Source organism: Amycolatopsis bartoniae (assembly GCF_014191255.1).
Taxonomy (GTDB): Bacteria; Actinomycetota; Actinomycetes; order Mycobacteriales; family Pseudonocardiaceae; genus Amycolatopsis_E; species Amycolatopsis_E bartoniae.
The window spans coordinates 116464-132882 of the sequence record NZ_JACHWH010000006.1 but is presented as its reverse complement, the minus strand read 5'-3'; the positions used below and the strand labels follow the sequence as shown (position 1 = coordinate 132882).

Annotated in this window: 18 protein-coding genes and 3 pseudogenes; 7 read left to right on the top strand and 14 right to left on the bottom strand. The window is 74.0% G+C overall.

Going from position 1 to position 16419, the window contains the following annotated elements; all coding sequences use genetic code 11:
• Positions 1 to 46: 46 nt before the first annotated feature.
• The 5 genes and pseudogenes from FHX82_RS25925 to FHX82_RS25905 form a co-directional block, all read right to left on the bottom strand.
• Positions 47 to 829: pseudogene (locus FHX82_RS25925) on the bottom strand (lysylphosphatidylglycerol synthase domain-containing protein); the annotation flags it as partial.
• Complete coding sequence (locus FHX82_RS25920) at positions 796 to 1641, bottom strand: class I SAM-dependent methyltransferase (protein ID WP_183176843.1); 846 nt, start codon at positions 1639 to 1641, stop codon at positions 796 to 798. The pseudogene FHX82_RS25925 and the gene FHX82_RS25920, both read right to left, overlap by 34 nt.
• Positions 1593 to 2618, bottom strand: coding sequence for a glycosyltransferase family 4 protein (locus tag FHX82_RS25915; RefSeq protein WP_222425982.1), 1026 nt, complete (start codon positions 2616 to 2618; stop codon positions 1593 to 1595). The genes FHX82_RS25920 and FHX82_RS25915 overlap by 49 nt, the downstream gene beginning before the upstream one ends.
• Positions 2615 to 3013: a 6-pyruvoyl trahydropterin synthase family protein gene (locus tag FHX82_RS25910; RefSeq protein WP_145937305.1), complete on the bottom strand. Its 399-nt coding sequence runs from the start codon at positions 3011 to 3013 to the stop codon at positions 2615 to 2617. Before FHX82_RS25910 ends, FHX82_RS25915 begins: the two co-directional genes overlap by 4 nt.
• Before the next feature lies 1 nt (position 3014).
• The gene (locus FHX82_RS25905) at positions 3015 to 3992 is read right to left on the bottom strand and encodes a zinc-dependent alcohol dehydrogenase (protein WP_145937306.1); all 978 of its coding nucleotides are present in this window, start codon (positions 3990 to 3992) and stop codon (positions 3015 to 3017) included.
• Positions 3993 to 4025: 33 nt separating this feature from the next.
• Between FHX82_RS25905 and FHX82_RS37830 the strand changes: the two are divergent.
• A pseudogene (locus FHX82_RS37830) lies at positions 4026 to 4628 on the top strand (CDP-alcohol phosphatidyltransferase family protein); the annotation flags it as partial.
• Positions 4629 to 4726: 98 nt separating this feature from the next.
• Here FHX82_RS37830 and FHX82_RS25895 read toward each other — a convergent pair.
• The gene (locus FHX82_RS25895) at positions 4727 to 5698 is read right to left on the bottom strand and encodes a magnesium transporter CorA family protein (RefSeq protein ID WP_145937308.1); all 972 of its coding nucleotides are present in this window, start codon (positions 5696 to 5698) and stop codon (positions 4727 to 4729) included.
• Positions 5699 to 5714: 16 nt separating this feature from the next.
• Positions 5715 to 5993 (bottom strand): histidine kinase, encoded by a 279-nt coding sequence (locus FHX82_RS37825; protein WP_183176842.1) that lies wholly within the window; start codon positions 5991 to 5993, stop codon positions 5715 to 5717.
• Positions 5994 to 6183: 190 nt separating this feature from the next.
• Here FHX82_RS37825 and FHX82_RS25885 point away from each other — a divergent pair, with 190 nt between their 5' ends.
• Positions 6184 to 6825, top strand: a complete 642-nt coding sequence (locus FHX82_RS25885) for a hypothetical protein (protein WP_145937310.1) — start codon at positions 6184 to 6186, stop codon at positions 6823 to 6825.
• Positions 6826 to 6960: 135 nt separating this feature from the next.
• Positions 6961 to 7362: an STAS domain-containing protein gene (locus tag FHX82_RS25880; RefSeq protein ID WP_183176841.1), complete on the top strand. Its 402-nt coding sequence runs from the start codon at positions 6961 to 6963 to the stop codon at positions 7360 to 7362.
• Between the two features lie 9 nt (positions 7363 to 7371).
• Here the strand turns inward: FHX82_RS25880 and FHX82_RS25875 are convergent, their stop codons facing one another.
• The 4 genes from FHX82_RS25875 to FHX82_RS25860 form a co-directional block, all read right to left on the bottom strand.
• The gene (locus FHX82_RS25875; RefSeq protein WP_229880242.1) at positions 7372 to 9015 is read right to left on the bottom strand and encodes a PP2C family protein-serine/threonine phosphatase; all 1644 of its coding nucleotides are present in this window, start codon (positions 9013 to 9015) and stop codon (positions 7372 to 7374) included.
• Between the two features lie 58 nt (positions 9016 to 9073).
• Positions 9074 to 9520 (bottom strand): ATP-binding protein, encoded by a 447-nt coding sequence (locus FHX82_RS25870; protein ID WP_145937312.1) that lies wholly within the window; start codon positions 9518 to 9520, stop codon positions 9074 to 9076.
• A 21-nt stretch (positions 9521 to 9541) separates the two neighbouring features.
• Positions 9542 to 9931 carry an STAS domain-containing protein gene (locus FHX82_RS25865; RefSeq protein WP_145937313.1) on the bottom strand — a complete coding sequence of 130 codons (390 nt, stop codon included), beginning with the start codon at positions 9929 to 9931 and terminating at the stop codon, positions 9542 to 9544.
• An 83-nt stretch (positions 9932 to 10014) separates the two neighbouring features.
• Positions 10015 to 10437, bottom strand: coding sequence for a DUF5709 domain-containing protein (locus FHX82_RS25860; RefSeq protein ID WP_145937314.1), 423 nt, complete (start codon positions 10435 to 10437; stop codon positions 10015 to 10017).
• A 97-nt stretch (positions 10438 to 10534) separates the two neighbouring features.
• On the opposite strand from FHX82_RS25860, the gene FHX82_RS25855 reads away from it, so the two are divergent.
• The 3 genes and pseudogenes from FHX82_RS25855 to FHX82_RS25850 all read left to right on the top strand — a co-directional run bounded on the left by FHX82_RS25855 (position 10535) and on the right by FHX82_RS25850 (position 12612).
• Entirely contained in the window at positions 10535 to 11053 is a 519-nt protein-coding gene (locus FHX82_RS25855) for a hypothetical protein (protein WP_145937315.1), read from the top strand.
• Positions 11054 to 11107: 54 nt separating this feature from the next.
• Positions 11108 to 11602: pseudogene (locus FHX82_RS37255) on the top strand (CYTH domain-containing protein); the annotation flags it as partial.
• A 185-nt stretch (positions 11603 to 11787) separates the two neighbouring features.
• A complete protein-coding gene (locus tag FHX82_RS25850) occupies positions 11788 to 12612 on the top strand; it encodes a CHAD domain-containing protein (protein WP_183176840.1) in 825 nt (274 codons plus the stop codon).
• 7 nt (positions 12613 to 12619) lie between these two features.
• On the opposite strand, the gene FHX82_RS25845 is transcribed toward FHX82_RS25850, so the two are convergent.
• Together FHX82_RS25845 and FHX82_RS25840 are read right to left on the bottom strand one after the other, a co-directional pair.
• Positions 12620 to 13837 (bottom strand): lytic transglycosylase domain-containing protein, encoded by a 1218-nt coding sequence (locus FHX82_RS25845; RefSeq protein WP_145937318.1) that lies wholly within the window; start codon positions 13835 to 13837, stop codon positions 12620 to 12622.
• A 211-nt stretch (positions 13838 to 14048) separates the two neighbouring features.
• Complete coding sequence (locus FHX82_RS25840; protein ID WP_221216559.1) at positions 14049 to 14855, bottom strand: ANTAR domain-containing protein; 807 nt, start codon at positions 14853 to 14855, stop codon at positions 14049 to 14051.
• Positions 14856 to 14934: 79 nt separating this feature from the next.
• Between FHX82_RS25840 and FHX82_RS25835 the strand changes: the two genes are divergently transcribed.
• The gene (locus FHX82_RS25835) at positions 14935 to 15534 is read left to right on the top strand and encodes a hypothetical protein (RefSeq protein WP_145937320.1); all 600 of its coding nucleotides are present in this window, start codon (positions 14935 to 14937) and stop codon (positions 15532 to 15534) included.
• 4 nt (positions 15535 to 15538) lie between these two features.
• On the opposite strand, the gene FHX82_RS25830 is transcribed toward FHX82_RS25835, so the two are convergent.
• Positions 15539 to 16372: an endonuclease/exonuclease/phosphatase family protein gene (locus FHX82_RS25830; protein WP_222425983.1), complete on the bottom strand. Its 834-nt coding sequence runs from the start codon at positions 16370 to 16372 to the stop codon at positions 15539 to 15541.
• Positions 16373 to 16419: the final 47 nt, after the last annotated feature.

Genomic DNA, 16419 nt, shown 5'->3' with positions numbered 1-16419 from the left:
CCAGCGTGAGCACCCCGTAGACCACGGCGGTGGTGACCCCGGCGGCCGCCCCGAGGCCCGCGGCGCCGAACGCGACCGCGGAAAACGCCTCCCGCGGCCCGTAGCCACCGATGTTGACCGGCACCGCCATCACCAGCAGGGCCAGCACGATCAGCGGCACGAGCTGCGCAACGGGGGCGGTGACCCCGGCGGCCCGGGCGGCCACCAGGTACAGCCCGACGTGCCCGGCCAGCGTGACCGCCGACAGCAGCGCGACTCCCGGTTCGAGCACGGCGGCTCCCGCCGCGCGCACGCCCGGCATCCGGCCGCGCCAGTGCGCCCAGGCCAGGAACCCGGCCACTCCCAGCGCCACCACTCCGCCGCCGAGCAGCAGCATCCGGCCGGACACGAGCGTGGTCGCGGGCCCGGGGTCGAACAGCAGCACCCCGGCCGCGGCCGCGAGCAGCACCACCTGCCCCGCCAGCCGCTCCAGGAACACCGCGCGCATCCCGCGCCCGACGTGGCCGCTCTGGTGCCCGTGGCGTACCGCGCGGTGCACGTCGCCGAGCACCCCGGCGGGCAGCACGGCGTTGAGCAGCAGCGCGCGGTAGTAGTCCGGCACGGCGGTGTTCAGGCGCAGCGGCAGGCCGAGCCGGCGGGCGACCAGGCACCACCGCCAGGCGCTGCAGACGGTGGTGAACAGGCCGATCCCCAGTGCGACCAGGACGGCCGGAACTCCGACGGCGCGGAGCCCGGCGAGGAACGCGCCGGTGCCCAGCCGCCAGACCAGGACTCCGAGCAGGGCGGCGGCGAGCGTCAGCCGGAGCCAGGGCCAGAGTTTTCCGAACACGGAGCACCACCGATCGCGAGCAGGTCGACGTGGCCGACCACGGCCTCGCTCCCGTGCCGGCGACTCAGATAGCCGGCGGCGTGCTCGCGCAGTCCGGGCTGCTGTTCGCACGCCGCCTGCACCCAACCACGAAGCCACTGCCCGAAAAGTTCACCCGGACCGAGCCGCCACGGGCTGCGGCGGCTGTGCACGACCGCGCCCCGGCGCACGAACGCCTCGGTGGCGGCGGCGACCGCGTCCGGGCCGAGCAGGGTGCGGCCGCCGGTGGTGCGCCGCTGGTGGTCGTCGAACGCGGCGGCGAACCGCAGGTCCAGCGGCTCGGGCGGGGTCAGCTCCACCTCCCCGGCCACCGACAGGGTGAACAACGCCGGGCAGCCCGCCTCGACGCAGACCTCCGCCAGCGCGTCGACCTCCTCCAAGGTGAGCAGGTCCAGCAACGCCGAGGCCGTCACCAGCGACGCCCCGGCGAGGTCCTCGGCACGCAGGTCCGTCAGATCGCCCAGCCGGGTCTCGGCGGACACGGGCACGGTCGCCTCGGCGTGCGCCAGCAGCGCGGGGTCACGGTCGTGCAGAACCCAGTGCTGGGGCTGCGGCAGCAGCGGCGCGAGCCAGCGCGCCATCGAGCCGGTGCCACAGCCGAGGTCGTGGACCACCAGCGGCGGGGGCGGCAGCACCGCGCGCAACGGCTCGACGAGCTCCACGGCCCGCGCGGCCGCGTCGGCCTTTTCCCGCAGTGTCAGCCAGTCCGCGCTGAACTCCGGCGTCAGAGCCGGGCCAGCACCGCCGCCATGCGGCGCGAGGTCTCCGTCCACGGCGCCAGCATGCCACGGCGGACGCGGGCGGCGGCGCGCAGCGAACGGCGGCGCCCCGCGTCCGCGAACCACGACCGCAGTCCTTCCGCGAGCGCGCCGGCGTTCCCCGGCGGCACCACGATTCCCGCTCCGGCCACGGTTTTCGCGAGGTCCGCGACGTCGGTGACCAGCACGGGAAGCCCGCGCGCCAGCGCCTCGGTGACGACCATTCCGTAGGTTTCCGCGCGGGACGGCAGCACCACCAGATCCGCGGAGTCGTACGCGTCGTCGAGCGCCTTTCCCGTCAACGGCCCCGCCAGCTCGCACCGGTCTTCCCATCCGTGGTCCCGGATCGACTGACGCAGCCGGGCCACGTACTCCGCGTGCTTCGGCGGCCCGGCGAACGTGCACCGCCACGGATCCTCGACCGTCGCGAGTGCTTCCACCAGCAGGTCCTGCCCCTTGCGGGGGGTGAGGGACGCGACGCAGAGCAGCTGCGAAACCCCGTCGGTGCCCCGGGCGAGCGGGGCCGGATCGACGCCGGGCTCGACGACGTGCACCTTTTCGGACGGGAGCCCGTGATGGGTCACGAGGTGACGCGCGGCCTCGGCGCCGGTCGCCACGACGGCGTGCGCGGCATGCAGCGTCTCGCGCTCCCGCGCGTCCAGCTCCGCCGCGACGTCCGGGGCGAGCCCGGTCTCCTCGGCGAGCGGCAGGTGCACCAGCACCGCGAGCCGGAGCCGGGATGCCTGCGGCACCACGACTTCCGGCACTCCACACGCGACCAGCCCGTCCAGCAGCACCACGTCGCCGTCGGGCACCGCCGCGAGCGCGGCCGCGAGCCCGGCGGTGGACCCGGGCCGCGGCCACATTTCGGAAAGCGCTGTCTCGTGCACGCCGGGCAGCCCCGCGCAGAGCCGCTGGTCGTACCGGTTGCCGCCACTGGGCACCGTTTCGTCGCCGACGTCGCCGGGGAGCACGACGTGCACGGATCTCACAGCGTGCGCTCGTAACTCGCCCACGCGACGTGGGACTCGTGCAGGGTCACCGCGATCCCCGACAGTCCACGCGCGCCTTCGCCCAGTGCCCCCGCGTGCACGCGCCCGGCCAGCCGGTCCGCGATCACCTTGGCGAGGAACTCGGTGGAGGTGTTGACGCCGGCGAACTCCGGCACGTCGTCCAGGTTGCGGTAGTTCAGGTCGGCGAGCACCGCCTTGAGCTCGGTGGTGGCCAGTCCGATGTCGACGACGATGTTGTCGGCGTCGAGCTCCTCGCGGCGGAACGTCGCGTCCACCACGAAGGTGGCGCCGTGCAGTTGCTGCGCCGGGCCGAAGACCTCGCCGCGGAAGCTGTGGGCGACCATCACGTGGTCGCGGACGGTGATAGCGAACATTTCACGAACCGTAGCGAATCCGGTGGCACAGCGCGGGAATCTCGCCCCTGGCCAGGCGCGGCAGGACCTCCGGAAGTTCGTCGAAAGGGCTTTCCCCGGTGATCAGCACGTCGAACGCCGGTGCCGCGAGCAGGTCGAGCGCGAGCGCGAGGCGGTCGCCGTAGGTCCGCCGGGAGCGCCGCGCCGGGGAGACCATTCCGACCTGGCTGCTGCGCACCGCCAGCCGCCGCGAGTGGAAGTTCTCCCCCAGCGCCACGCTCACCCGCCGGTCGCCGTACCAGCTCAGCTCGATCACCTCGCCCTCGGGCGCGAGCAGTTCGAGCGAGCGCGCGAGCCCGGCCTCGGTGGCGCTGGCGTGCACCACCAGGTCGCACTCCCCCGCCGCCTCCTCCGGCGAGGCGAACGCGATGCCGAACGCCTCGGCGATCTCCGCCCGCGCCGGGTCCCGGTCCACCAGCTGCAGCCGCACACCGGGGAACCCCGCGAGGATCCCGGCGACGCTCGCCCCGACCATGCCCGCACCGACCACCGCGATCCGGTCGCCCACCAGCGGGGCCGCGTCCCACACCGCGTTCACGGCGGTTTCCACCGTGCCGGCGAGGATCGCGCGCTCCGGCGGCACGGTGTCGGGCACGACGGTCACCGCGTCCGCGGGCACGACGTACTCGGTCTGGTGCGGGTACAGGCAGAACACCGTGCGCCCCCGCAGGTCCGCCGGTCCCTCCTCCACCACGCCGACGTTGAGGTAGCCGTACTTGACCGGCCCGGGGAACTCGCCCTCCTGGAACGGCGCCCGCATGACCGCGTACTGGTTCTCCGGCACGCCACCGCGCAGCACCAGCGTTTCCGTGCCGCGGCTGACGCCGGTGAACAGCGTCCGGACCAGCACCTCACCGGCGCCGGGCGCACCGAGCGGCGCGGGCCGGATCTCCCCCGCGCCGGGCGGGTTGAACCAGAACGCCCGTCCGGTTCGTGTCATGGAGGACCTCCCACGGCAGATTCAGGGGACAGGATGATCACGCGAGCTCAGTACAGCACGGTTCCTCCGGCCCAGGAGCAGACCGCCGGGTTCGCGGCGCAGCTGCTGCTGCTCGCCGTGCTCGGATCCGCGGTCGGCCTCGGCCCGGTCGGCTGGTCCGCGGGCGCCGCCTTCGCGGTCGCGCTGTGGGCGCTGCTCACCTCCGCCCAGCGGCGGGCGCACGCGACCGCGCTGGGGCCCGCCGACCTGGTGACGCTCGCGCGGGCCGTGCTCGTCGGCGGGGTCGCGGCGCTGGTCGCCGACCGGGCGGGCGGCGCGCAACCGGTGGTGCTGTTCGTGGCGCTGGCCTCGGTCGCACTCGTGCTGGACGCGGTCGACGGGCAGGTCGCCCGGCGCACGCACACGGTGTCGGCGCTCGGCGCGCGCTTCGACATGGAGGTCGACGCGTTCCTGATCCTCGTGCTGAGCGTGCAGGCGGCGTTCGCGCAGGGCTGGTGGGTGCTGGCGATCGGCGCCATGCGGTACGGCTTCGTCGTGGCGGCGTGGCTCCTGCCGTGGCTGCGCGTGGCGCTGCCGCACAGCCGCGCCCGCAAGGTGGTCGCCGCGCTGCAGGGCATCGTGCTCGTCGTCGCGTGCGCGGGCGTGCTGCCCGCCCTCGCCGCCACGGTCGTCACCGCCGCCGCCCTCGCCCTGCTCGCCTGGTCCTTCGGCCGCGACGTGCGGTGGCTGAGGCGTCAGAGCCAGTCCCGCCGTTTGAACAGCAGGTACAGCGCGCCCGCGATCACCAGTATCGCCGCCGTGGACACGGCGAACCCCCACCACGACCCGAACCCCGGGTACGGCACGTTCTGCCCGTAGAACCCGGTGATCGCGGTGGGCACGGCGATGATCGCGGCCCAGCCGGTCAGCTTCTTCATGATGACGTTGAGCCGGTTGCCCTGGATGGTCAGCTGCGTCTCGCGGATCGTGGTGACCAGGTCCCGCAGCGACTCCGTCCACTCCGACGCCCGCAGCACGTGGTCGTAGACGTCCTGGAAGTACGGGGCCATCGTGTCGTCGACGACGCCGAGGTCGCGGCGCATCAGTGAGTTGACCACCTCGCGCATCGGCAGCACCACCCGCCGCAGCTTCACCAGGCTCTTGCGCAGGCGCAGCGACCGGCGCTGCATCGCCCTCGCGTCCACCTTGTCCTCGAACACGGTGTCCTCGAGCGCCTCGATCTCCTCGTCGAGCGACTGCACGGCCTCGAAGTAGCCGTCCACGATGTAGTCGAGCAGGCCGTGCACGAGGAACCCGACCCCGCTCTTCGCCAGCTCCGACGCCGAGTTCCAGCGCCCGACGACGGCCTCGATGTCGAACTGGTCCGATTTGCGCACGGTCACCAGCGCGTGCCCGGTGATGAACGCGTCGACCTCGTCGTCCGCCAGCACCCCGGTCTCCTCGTCGAGCCGGACCCCGTAGGCGGTCAGGAACGAGTGCGTGTCGTATCTGTCCAGTTTGGACCGCTGGTGCTCGGAGACGGCGTCCTCGACGGCGAGCCGGTGCAGGCCCAGCTCCTCGGCCACGACGGTGAGGTCCTCCGCCGCGGGCGCGCACAGGTCGAGCCAGACGGTGGCGCTGGTGTCCCGCAGGTACTCGGACAGCTCCTCGGGCGGGAAGTCCTCGGCTTCGAGGACGCCGTTGCGGTATGCGCGAGTGCGGGCCATGGAAAAAGGCTAGTGCTCAGCCCGTCGCGCGGCGCGCCTTCCCCAGCCCGGCCAGCACCTCGCGCGCCGCGGACTGCGTGCGCGCCAGCGCGTGCCGCGCCGCCTCCTGGTCCGCGGCGAGCGTCGCCTGCGCCACCCCGGCCTGCAGGGTCAGCACGGCGAGGCCGCGCGCCATCTCGTCGTGCGCCGCGCGGACCGCGTCCCGCTTGCGCCGCGTCCGCACGTACAGCCCGGCGGCCACCGCGGCGACCGCCAGCAGCCCCGCGCCGAGCACCCCGTAGCCGGCACCGTCCACGACCCACCCCCGATGATCGACAGCCGGACGGTACCGGCCCGCGGACCCCTTTCGCCTGGTCGCTCGCCCGGCCGGGTGATCAACACCGCCCCGGCGGGTTCCGCAAACCGGATTCCCGGTTTTCCATCGAACGGGCGGTAACCAGGGGCACCGGATTGCAGGGTGCGTGCGCGCGGCTGAGGATCGGGGCATGGCAGAGACCACCGTTGCGGAAGAGGACCTCGGCTCCACGCCCCAGTTCTCCGCCGCCTTCCTCGGGTACAACCGCGCACAGGTCGACGAGTTCGTGCGGGCCGCGCGGGTGCGCGCCGAGCGCCAGGCCGCGGCCCTGCGGGAGGCCGAGGAACGGCTCGCCGAGCTCGGCGCCGACCCCGACGTGCCGCTGGAGTTCCCCGGGTCCGGCACGATCGGCGCGCGGGTCGAGCGGATCGTGGCGCTGGCCGAGTCGGAGGCCCGCGAGATTCGCGAGCAGGCCGAGCACGACGCCGCCGCGAGGCGGGAGGAGATGGAGCGCGAGGCCGACCAGGCCCGCCGGTTCCGCGAGCAGGCCGCCAAGGCGTCCGCGGACGAGTCCCGCCGCATGATCGCCCGCGCCGAGGACGAGGTGTCGCGGCTGCGCGAGCTGCGCAAGGACCTGCTGGCCCAGCTCGTCAAGATCGGCGAGACCGTCGACCGCGTGACCGACCGGCTGGAGGAGACAGCGCCGAAGCCGCGCGAACCGCTGGCCAAGGCCGAGCCGGTGACCAAGCCGGAGTCCGCGACCACACCCGAACCGGTGCTCGCGGCGGAGGCGGCGAAGGCCCGGCTGCGCGAGGCGGCCGCGGCGACGTGATCTTCGGCGCGCCGCTGCCGGGCGGCGGCGCGCCGATCCCCCAGCCGGGGGTACTCTTGGGGCAACTCTTCCGGCTGGATGTCCAGAATCGTGGCGGCCACCGGTTTTCGCGCTCATGCGCCTGGGGAGCCCTTCATGACCTTTCCCTGCTGGTGGCCACCCGCCCGGCCCGTCGAATCCCCCTCCGGTGAGGCGGTGCTGCTGTGGCAGCCGCACGGCGAGCTCGACGCCGCCACCGGCGGCGTGCTGCAGGACTACTGCGAGCGGGAGCTGCTGTCCCGCGACACCGACGTGGTCGTGGACCTGGGCGGGGTGACGTTCCTGGCCGCGTCCGGGATCACCGTCCTGGTCCGGTTCGGCGCCGCGCTCGCGGCCCGCGGCAGGCGCCTGGTGACCGCGGACGGCCCGCCCGCGGTGCGCCGGATCCTCGGCATCACCCGCGTCACCGGCGTGCTGTCCGTGCGGCCGACGCTGGAGGAGGCGCTGGCGAGCCTGCGTCCGCGGGTTTCGAGCGCATCGGACAACACGGGCGGCTGACCGGGGCGGTCACGCCTCGTAGTGCACGTAGAGCAGCGCCACGTCGTCGTCGTGCCTGCCGCCGGTGAGGCTGCTGATCACTTCGTCGCACGTGCCCTCGACGTCCGTGCTCGAAGCGAGCCCGGCGAGCTTGCCCAGCAGCACCTCGATGCCCTCGGTCAGGTCACGCGTGTGGCTTTCGATGAGCCCGTCGGTGTAGAGCACGAGCCGCGCGCCGACGGGAAAGGCGCACTGCTCCTGCGGGAACTCCTGCCCCACGCCGAGCGGCATCGCGAGCGCCTCGCCGATCTGCTCGGTGGCGCCGTCCGCGCCCAGCAGCACCGCGGGCAGGTGCCCGGCGTTGGCGTACGTCAGCGTGCCCGCCGCCGGGTCGTGCACCGCGTAGAAGCACGTGACGAACGAAGCCTCCGGGGTGGCGCCGATGAGCTGCGAGACCGTGCGCAGCACGTCCGACGGCGGCAGGTCCAGCAGCGCGCACGAGCGGATCGCGGTGCGCACCTGGCCCATGATCGCCGCCGCGGTGACGCCCCGGCCCACGACGTCGCCGATCACGAACGCCGTGCGCCCGCCGGCCAGCTCGATCACGTCGAACCAGTCCCCACCGACCTTCGACCCGAGCGCCGCCGGGCGGTAGCGCGACACGATCCGCAGCCCCGCGATCTCGGGCACCTTCGGCAGCATCGCGCGGGCCAGCTCGCTGGCCATGGTGCGCTCCCGGGCGAAGAACCGCGCGTTCTCCAGCGCGATCGCGGCGTACCCCGCGATCCCCTCCGCCAGGTACTCGCCGCGCTCGTCGAAGCGCCCCGGCTGGTCGTGGCCGAAGAAGAAGCCGCCGAGCACCTCGCCGGTGGTCGGGGCGATCACCGGCACCGCGAGGTAGCTGCACACGGGCAGGTGTCCCTCGGGCATCCCGTAGTGCGGCTTGTTGTGCCCGTAGCGCGGGTCCTTCCTGATGTCGGCGCTCCGGACCGTGCCGATACCGTCGAAGGTCTGCGCGAACACCTCGGTGTTGCGCGGCATCGGGAAGTTCTCGAACGCCGCCCGCGGCACCCCGGAGAGGGTGTAGAGCGTGTACGACTCGCCGTACTCGTTGATCAGGTTGTAGAAGAAGGCGCCGAAGGCCGCGCCGGTGGCGGTCGTCGCCGCGTCCGTGGCTTCCTGCACCAGCACGTCGATCTCCAGCTGCGCCGTGAGCCGCCTGCCGACGGTGTGCAGCGTGTCGACCACCGCGGCCTCGTTGCGCAGCCGCTCGACGGCGGACTCCAGCACCGCGGCCCGCGCGGCGGCGGCGTCGGCGAGCGCCGCGGAGTCCTCCTGCTCCAGCGTGCCGCGCACCGCCTCGGCCAGCAGCGGGAACTCGGCCTCGATCCCGGCCGGGAACGGTCCGGGGGCGCGGAGCGTGACCTGGAAGTCCCGGCCGTCCGACAACGTCCCGCCGAACGAGACCGGCGTCCCGGCGTCGCTGACGCCCGCCTCACCGGCGGGCGCGCCGTCCACCGAGACGCGGACGCACGAGAGGTCGCCGCCGAACCAGTCGTGGATCGCGGTGGCCACCGCCCGCGCGGGCCGCGGGTCGCGAAGCCCGTGGCGCCGCACGGCGGCCGCGAGCCGCATCGCGGCCGACAAGCCGAACGAGGCGAGGCGGTCAGCCACGGCCACTCCCTTCCCACACCGGCCGTAAGCCTAATGGGCGGCCATCACGGACGCACCGTCACCGTCCGGGCTCGCCACCCCCGTCGGCGGGCCACGCCATCGTGACTGTGGTGCCGTCCGCCCGGGAGGCGATGTCCACCGATCCGGCGAGCGCTTCCATGAGCGGGATGCCGCGGCCCCGCAGCCCGTCGTCGGTGTCCGGCGTCCGCCACCGGCCCTCGTCCTCGACCGTGATGAGGACGTGCTCCGGCGCCCCGGCCACCAGCGCGTGCACCCGCAGCGTCCCGGCGGCGCGGCCGCGGTAGGCGTGCTCGACGGCGTTGGCCATCGCCTCGTACACCGCGAGGCTCATCGTCTCCACCAGTTCGTCCGGCAGCTTCGCGGCGCGCGCCCAGTCGTCGAAGGCGTGCCGCAGGGCGCTGGCGTTCTCGGCGAGCGCGGGCAGCACGACGCTCAGCTCCGGTGTCCCGGAGGGCGCACGATGCCGTCCGACGTCGATCGCCAAGTCCTTTCTCGAACCGGGGGTTCAGCCCGCGAGCGCCTGTTCCGCGCTCGGGAACACGGCCAGTTCCGTGGTCAGCTTCGTCAGCTCCAGCGGCCGCAGCGTCACCCTGCTGGCCGCCACCACCCGCACCGCCGTGCCGGCACCGCTGCCGCGGTGCGCCGAGACCAGCACCGCCATGCCCGCCGACGCCAGGAAAGTGACCGCGCTCAGATCGATGACCAGCAGCGCGGGCGGGTCCTCGCGCAGGGCGCTGTCGACCTTCTGCTGGAGCTTCGGCGCGGTGGCGAGGTCCAGCTCGCCGGTCACGCGCAGCACCACCGCGCCGGGGGCGCGCTCGACGACGACCACGCCGTCCGCCCCCTGGTCCTCCTCCGGGGCGCCGCCGGGACGCACCGGTTCGCTGGCTGCCATGCGCACATCATGCCCGGCCGGGCGGCCGGAAGCCATCCGGGTCTCCCCCGCCGCCGCGGCGGCTGTCCGGCCAGGATTTCCGGTCAGTACCGGTCGCCCTCGTCCACCAGGTGGACCGCGGCCTCCTCGGCCGACGCGCCCGCCCCGTCCACGCCGACGTCGGTGGCCCACAGCTCGGTGTCGCCGCCGTCGGCCGCGAGCAGCCGTCCCGCGCGCAGGTCCCCGACCTCGTCGTCGACCAGCTCGCCGTCGGTGTCATCGGAGTCCCCGAGGCCGTCGCCGCCGGAGTCACCGCCCTCGGCCAGCTCGCGGGCCAGCCGGCGGTCCAGGCCCTCGCCGGACTTCTCCTCGCCCGGGGTGGTGCCCCAGTCGTTCACCGCCCACGGGCGCTCGGCGGCGGTGTAGCCCTCGTCGAGCGGGTCCTCGGGCCGCCCGGCTTCGAGCGTGTCGCTTCCGTCCAGTTGCTCGAAGACGTCGTCATCGTTGTCATCCGGCCAGTCGGCCATGGTGTGCTCCCTCGTCGTGCCTGGTCGGAACATAACGATTGGGCGCGGCCGGGAAAAGGGCCTGCGGACCCGATCACCGTGCTCTAGCTTTCCCGGCATGACCGATTCGCCCGGGCCTTACGAGCCCTTCCCCGCCGGCGGCGCCGACACGCCGTCGTCGTCGTCCCCCACCGCCGCCACCGCCCCGCCCAACTCGATCAACGTCGCGTTCTGGTGCTTCCTCGTCGCCACCGTGATCAGCGTGGTCTCCGGCGTGCTGGCGCTCACCGCGAAGAGCACGGTGGCCGACCAGCTGCGCAAGAACAACACGAGCGGGCTCACCGAGGACCAGATCAACACGGCCGCGCAGGCCGCGGTGATCGTGGCCGCGGTGATCGCGGTGGTCATCGGGCTGATCTTCCTGTGGCTGTCGTTCAAGCTGCGGGCCGGGCGGAACTGGGCCCGCATCACCCTCACCGTGCTCACCGTCCTGCAGGTGGTCTCCCTCGTCGCCGGCCAGGGCGCCAGCATCCTCGGCTACGTCAGCGTCCTCGCCGCGGTGGTGGGGCTCGTGTTCGCCTACCTCGGCTCGTCGAACGAGTACATCAACGCCGTCAAGCAGTCCCGGTCCCGCTGAACGTTTCCCGGAGTCCCGCGGTTTCACCCGCCGCGGGCCCGGGAAGCCGGGACCATGACGATTCCCGCACCCGCGCGCCTGGTGGAACGGGAGCGCAAGTTCGACCTCGACCCCGGCCGTCCCGTGCCCAGCCTGGCCGGGACGGGACCCGTGACGGCGCAACGGGATCCGGTCGAGGCGGCGCTCGACGCGACCTACTTCGACACCCCGGACTTCCGCTTGGCGCGGGCGAAGCTGACGCTGCGCCGCCGCACCGGCGGCCACGACGAAGGCTGGCACCTCAAGCTGCCGGCCGCCGACGGGGCACGCGAGGAGGTGCACGTCCCCCTCGACGCCAGTGCCACCGAGGTCCCCGAGCAGCTACTGCAGCTGGTGCGCGAGCAGCTCGGCGAGGACGTCGAACTGTCCGCCGCGGTGCGGCTGAAGACGCGGCGCAGCACCTACGACCTCATCGACGCCGACGGCCGCGTGCTCGCGGAGCTGGCCGACGACCAGGTTTCCGGCGAGACCGCGGGCGAGGTCCTGCACCTGGACTCCTGGCGCGAGCTGGAGGTCGAGCTGGCGCCCGGTGCCGACCCCGCGCTGCTGGACACCTTCTCCGACGCGCTGCTGGCAGCGGGGGCCCGGCCGGGACACTGGCCGTCGAAGCTGAAGCGGATGATCGCGCACCTGCTGCCGGACGAGCGCACGACGCCGGGCCGCCGGGCCGCCGCGCCACCGCCGGCGAGGTCCTGGTGGCGTACCTGGGCACGCAGCTCGACGCGATCCGCGCGCACGACCTCGGGGTGCGGCGCGACGCCGAGGATGCCGTGCACCAGCTCCGCGTCGCGATGCGGCGTACCCGCAGCGTGCTCACCGCGTTCCGGCACGTGCTCGACCGGGACGCGACCCGGCAGGTGTCGGACGAGCTGAGGTGGGCTGCCGGGGAGCTGTCGGCGGCGCGGGACACCGAGGTACTGCGTGAGCACCTGGTCGGGGAGCTGGCGCGGCTGCCCGAGGAGGCGGTGACGCCCGGCGCGAAGGCACGCCTGACGGCGTACTTCGACGAGCAGACCGCCCAGGGCCGCGACCGCGTCCGTGAAGCGCTGTCGAGCGGGCGGTACGCGGAGCTGCTCGACGCGCTGGAGCGGCTCGTGGCGCGGCCGCCGTTCACGGGGCAGGCGAACGAACCGGCGCAGGACGTGCTCGAACGCGCCGTGCGGCGGACGCACCGCAGGCTGGCCCGCGAGGCCGGGCGCCTCGGCGACCTGGCGCCCGGCGCCGAGCTGGACACCGGCCTGCACGAGGTGCGCAAGAAGGCGAAGCGGGCGCGCTACGCGGCCGAGGCCGTGGAGCCGGTGGTGGGCAAGCGGGTGCGCAGGTGGCGGCAGGACGTGAAAGCGCTCGCCGGCACCCTCGGCGAGCACCACGACTCCGTGGTGGCCCGGGAGGTGCTGCGCGGCCTGGCCGGCGAGCCGGGCGCGTTCACGTTCGGCGTGCTGCACCAGCGCGAGACCGAGCGCGGGCAGCGGCTGCACCAGCGCTTCACCGAGCAGTGGGAGTCCCTCGGCGCCCCGTAGCCCGCCCTCAGCAGGCGGGCGTGTCCGGAGTGGACGGTGCCGCGCTCGTCGTGCTGGTGGGGCTGGCCGTCGTGGTCGGGGTGTCCGTTGTGGACGACGGCGTCGCACACGTGGGCGGCGCGCTGGTCGGCGTGCCGCTGTCCGACGTGGGTGTCGTCGTCGTGGTGGTGGTCGTGCTGGTGGTGGACGTCTTCGTCGTCGTGGACGTCGCGCCGCGGCTGCTCGTGGTCGAGGTCGGGGTGCCGCTCGCCGACGAGGGCGGCGGCGTGGTCGAGGTGGCCGGTGCGGCGGGCGGCGGCGTGACGGCCACCACCGGCGCGGGCGGCGCCTCGACCACCGGACCCGCGGGCAGTGCCGCCGACCCGGCCACCGGGCCCGCCGGCAGCTGCCCGTCCGGCACCGAGCTGGCACCGCGCTCGTACGCGTCGGCCCACAGCAGCACCTGGCTCACGTAGGCGTCGGAGTGGTTGTACCGGAACACGGCCTGCGCCCGCTGCTGCGGATCACGCAGGTCCCCGCCACCCGCGCACAGGTACTTCCCGGCGGCGAGCGCCGCGTCGAAGACGTTGTCCGGGTCCGCCACGCCGTCGCCGTTGCCGTCGGAGGCGTACTTCCGCCACGTGGCCGGGATGAACTGCATCGGGCCCACCGCGCGGTCCCACCGCGTGTCGCCGTCGTACTGGCCGCCGTCGGTGTCCGGCACCGCCGCGAACCCGGCGCCGTCGAGGATCGGCCCGAGGATGGGCGTGACGGTGGTGCCCCGCCCGTCGACGCGGCCGCCGCGCGCGTGGTTGGACTCGATGCGGCCGATGGCGGCGAGCAGCGACCAGCCGATGTGGCAGCCCGGGGCGAGTTTCGCCAGCTCCTGCTCGGCGCGCTGGTAGGCGCGCAAAGCGCTTTCCGGGATGCCCAGCGCCCCGGTCACGGGCGTGCCCATGGTGGAGAGCGGGACGTCCGCGAACGACGGCAGCTGCTGCACCAGCAGCGCGGGATCCCCGGCCGCGGCCAGCACGTCCGGGCTCAGCGAGGGCTGCCGCGGCACCTGCCCGTCGGCGTCCACGGTCGCGGGAACGTCCACTGTGGACTGTAGCGCGACCGGGACTCCGCCACCGCCCAGTAACGGCACCAGTGCCAGGGAAGCCGCGGTCAGCGCCCCGGCTTTCGCCCGCCGGGCGGTGGTTCTCCGGCCTTCCCGCTCGGCGGCCCGGCGGTCTTCACGTCGCATGCACTGCTCCCGGTTCCCGTGTTCCACCGGCAGCATCTCCGACCCCCGGCCCGGCCGATGATATAAACCGGACCCCCGCTGTGGGAACCGGTTGCGCCACCTCGATTTCCTGCCCGTACCCGGGGCCGAATTCGCGCGGATACTTTCGTACGAAAGTGCCAAACATGAGGCGAACACGGCTGACAGCCGCGCGTTTGTCTGGTAATGCGGTTCAGACCTCGTTGCGGTGGGTCACGAGCAGGTTCGCCACCTGCGCCAGCTTGATGTTCAGATCCTGTGAAGTCCGGCGCAGGATGTCGAACGCCTCGTCGGCGCCGATCCCCTGCCGCTGCATGAGGATTCCCTTCGCCTGCCCGATCACGTCCCGGGTGCGCAACGCCTGGCGCAGCTGCGCGGCCTCCAGCTCCGCGGCGGTGACGGCCTCGGTGGCGGCCAGCGCGGTGGCCGCGTGGCTGCCGAGCACGATCGCCAGCTGCCGGTCGAGCCCGGTGAGCCCGTACGGCCGGAAGGAGTAGAAGTTGAGCGCCCCGAGCCGCGGCGGTGCCGTGCTCGGGAACAGCCCGACCGAGAACACGCAGTGCACACCCTCCTGCGTCGCGGCGGGCGACCACCGGGGCCACGGCGAGTGCGCGGTGAGGTCGGGGACCTCGACGAAACCCACCCCCGGGGTGCGCGTGGCCTCCACGCACGGTCCCTCGTCGTGGGTGTACTGCAGCTGGTCGAGCCGGTCGGCGAGCCCGTCGGTGCGCACCGGCGTGGTGTAGATGCCCGAGGGGGCGCGCAGGGTGACGCTCACCATGTCGGCCGCGGACACCAGTGCCTTGGCCGCCGCCACGACCTGGGAAAGAACCTCGCCGACCGTGCTGCCCGCCAGCAGCAGGCGTCCCGCCTCGGCGAACTGCTCCGCCAGCGGCCCCGCCCAGCCGGGCTCGGCACCGTCGTGCGCCTGCCCGTCCTCGCCTGCCCCGAACCGGACCCGGTCCGCGACCCAATCCTGTTCCCTGGTCACCACGCCCATTCTGCCCGACCGGTGGCCCGGTCCCGCCCGGCGGTAGGTTTCCCCGGCCGCTCCCCCGTTCCGCCGAAAGGGTCCCCGGATGAAGCTCTACGCCGAACGGCCGACACGCCGCACCGCCCAGGCGGTGGCCGACCTGCTGGCCCTGCTCCTCACCGCGTTCGCGGTGTGGCTCGGGCTGACCGCGCACGAGCAGGTCCTCAAGCTCCAGGCACCCGGCGACGGCCTGGTGGACGCCGGGTCCAGCCTGACCCGCACCTTCGACTCGGCGGCGGACAACGCCGACGACGTCCCGCTGCTGGGCAAGGCGCTGGCGGGCGCGCTGCACACCGGGTCGGCGGCCGGCACGAAGCTCGCCGACGCCGGGCAGTGGCAGATCGAGGCCGTCGGGCAGCTCGCGTTCTGGCTCGCCGCGGTGCTGATCGCCGTACCGGTGCTGTTCCTGCTGGTCACGTGGCTGCCGTTGCGGTGGCGGTTCGTGCGCCGCGCCACCGCGGGCGTGCGGCTGCGCGACCTCGGCGAGGCGGGCCAGGACCTGCTCGCGCTGCGGGCGCTGACGCACCAGGGCCTGTCCCGGCTGGCCTCGGCCGGGGACGTGACCACCGGCTGGCGCGAGCGCGATCCGGACGTGCTGGCCCGCCTCGCGCACTGGGAGCTGGAACGGCTCGGGCTGCACGCCTGAGGTTTCAGCGCAGGCGCACGTCCGCGACCACGGGACGGTGATCCGACGCCGGGATGTCGCCGGTGTCCACGGTGTGCGCCGAGGACACCCGCACGTCCGGGGAGACGGTCACCAGGTCGATCCGGCTCACCGGCACGTCCGCCGGGTAGGTCGGCGCGCCGCCGGGTGCCGCGTCGCGCAGCTGTGTCCACAGTGGAGCGAGCTCGGGCGCGGCCGCGTCGGCGTTGAAGTCGCCCACGAGCACCTTCGGGCCCCGGTCCTCGCCGAGGACGGCGAGCATGTCGTCGACCTGCCGTGCCCGCACGGCCGGGTCCTGCCGGTAGTCCAGGTGCGTGCAGTAGAAGTGGACGTGCGTGCCGCGCACGTTCACGACCACCTCGGCGAAGCCGGGCGCGGGCGCCGGAACGGGGTCCGGGTCCTGGGTCGAGAGCCGGGTGATCTCGTGGTTTTCCCGGTCCAGCACGGGAAGCCGGCTCAGGATCGCGACGCCGTACTGCCGCCGCGGTTCGCCGGCGGCGGCCGGGTCGAGGTCGTAGATCGGCGCGAAGAACACCCGCAGGTGCAGCCGTGCGGCGAGCTCGCGGGCCTCGTCGGCGAACCCGCTGCGCTCGCCCCAGTGCACGTCGACCTCCTCCAGGCCGATCACGTCGGCGTGCAGGTCCCGCAGCGCGGCGGCGGTCCGGTCGAGGTCGTAGACCCCGTCCTCCCCCGCTCCGGCGTGGATGTTGTACGTCGCGACGCGCAGCGGGGCCGGGGCGGCCTGCGCGGGAGCCACGGCCAGCGCGGCCAGGGTCAGGGCGGACAGCACGGCACCGGCGCGGCGGGCGGGAGTTTTCACGACGCACAACGTAGCCGTGAAGGACCACCACGGGTTGAACAACGCGC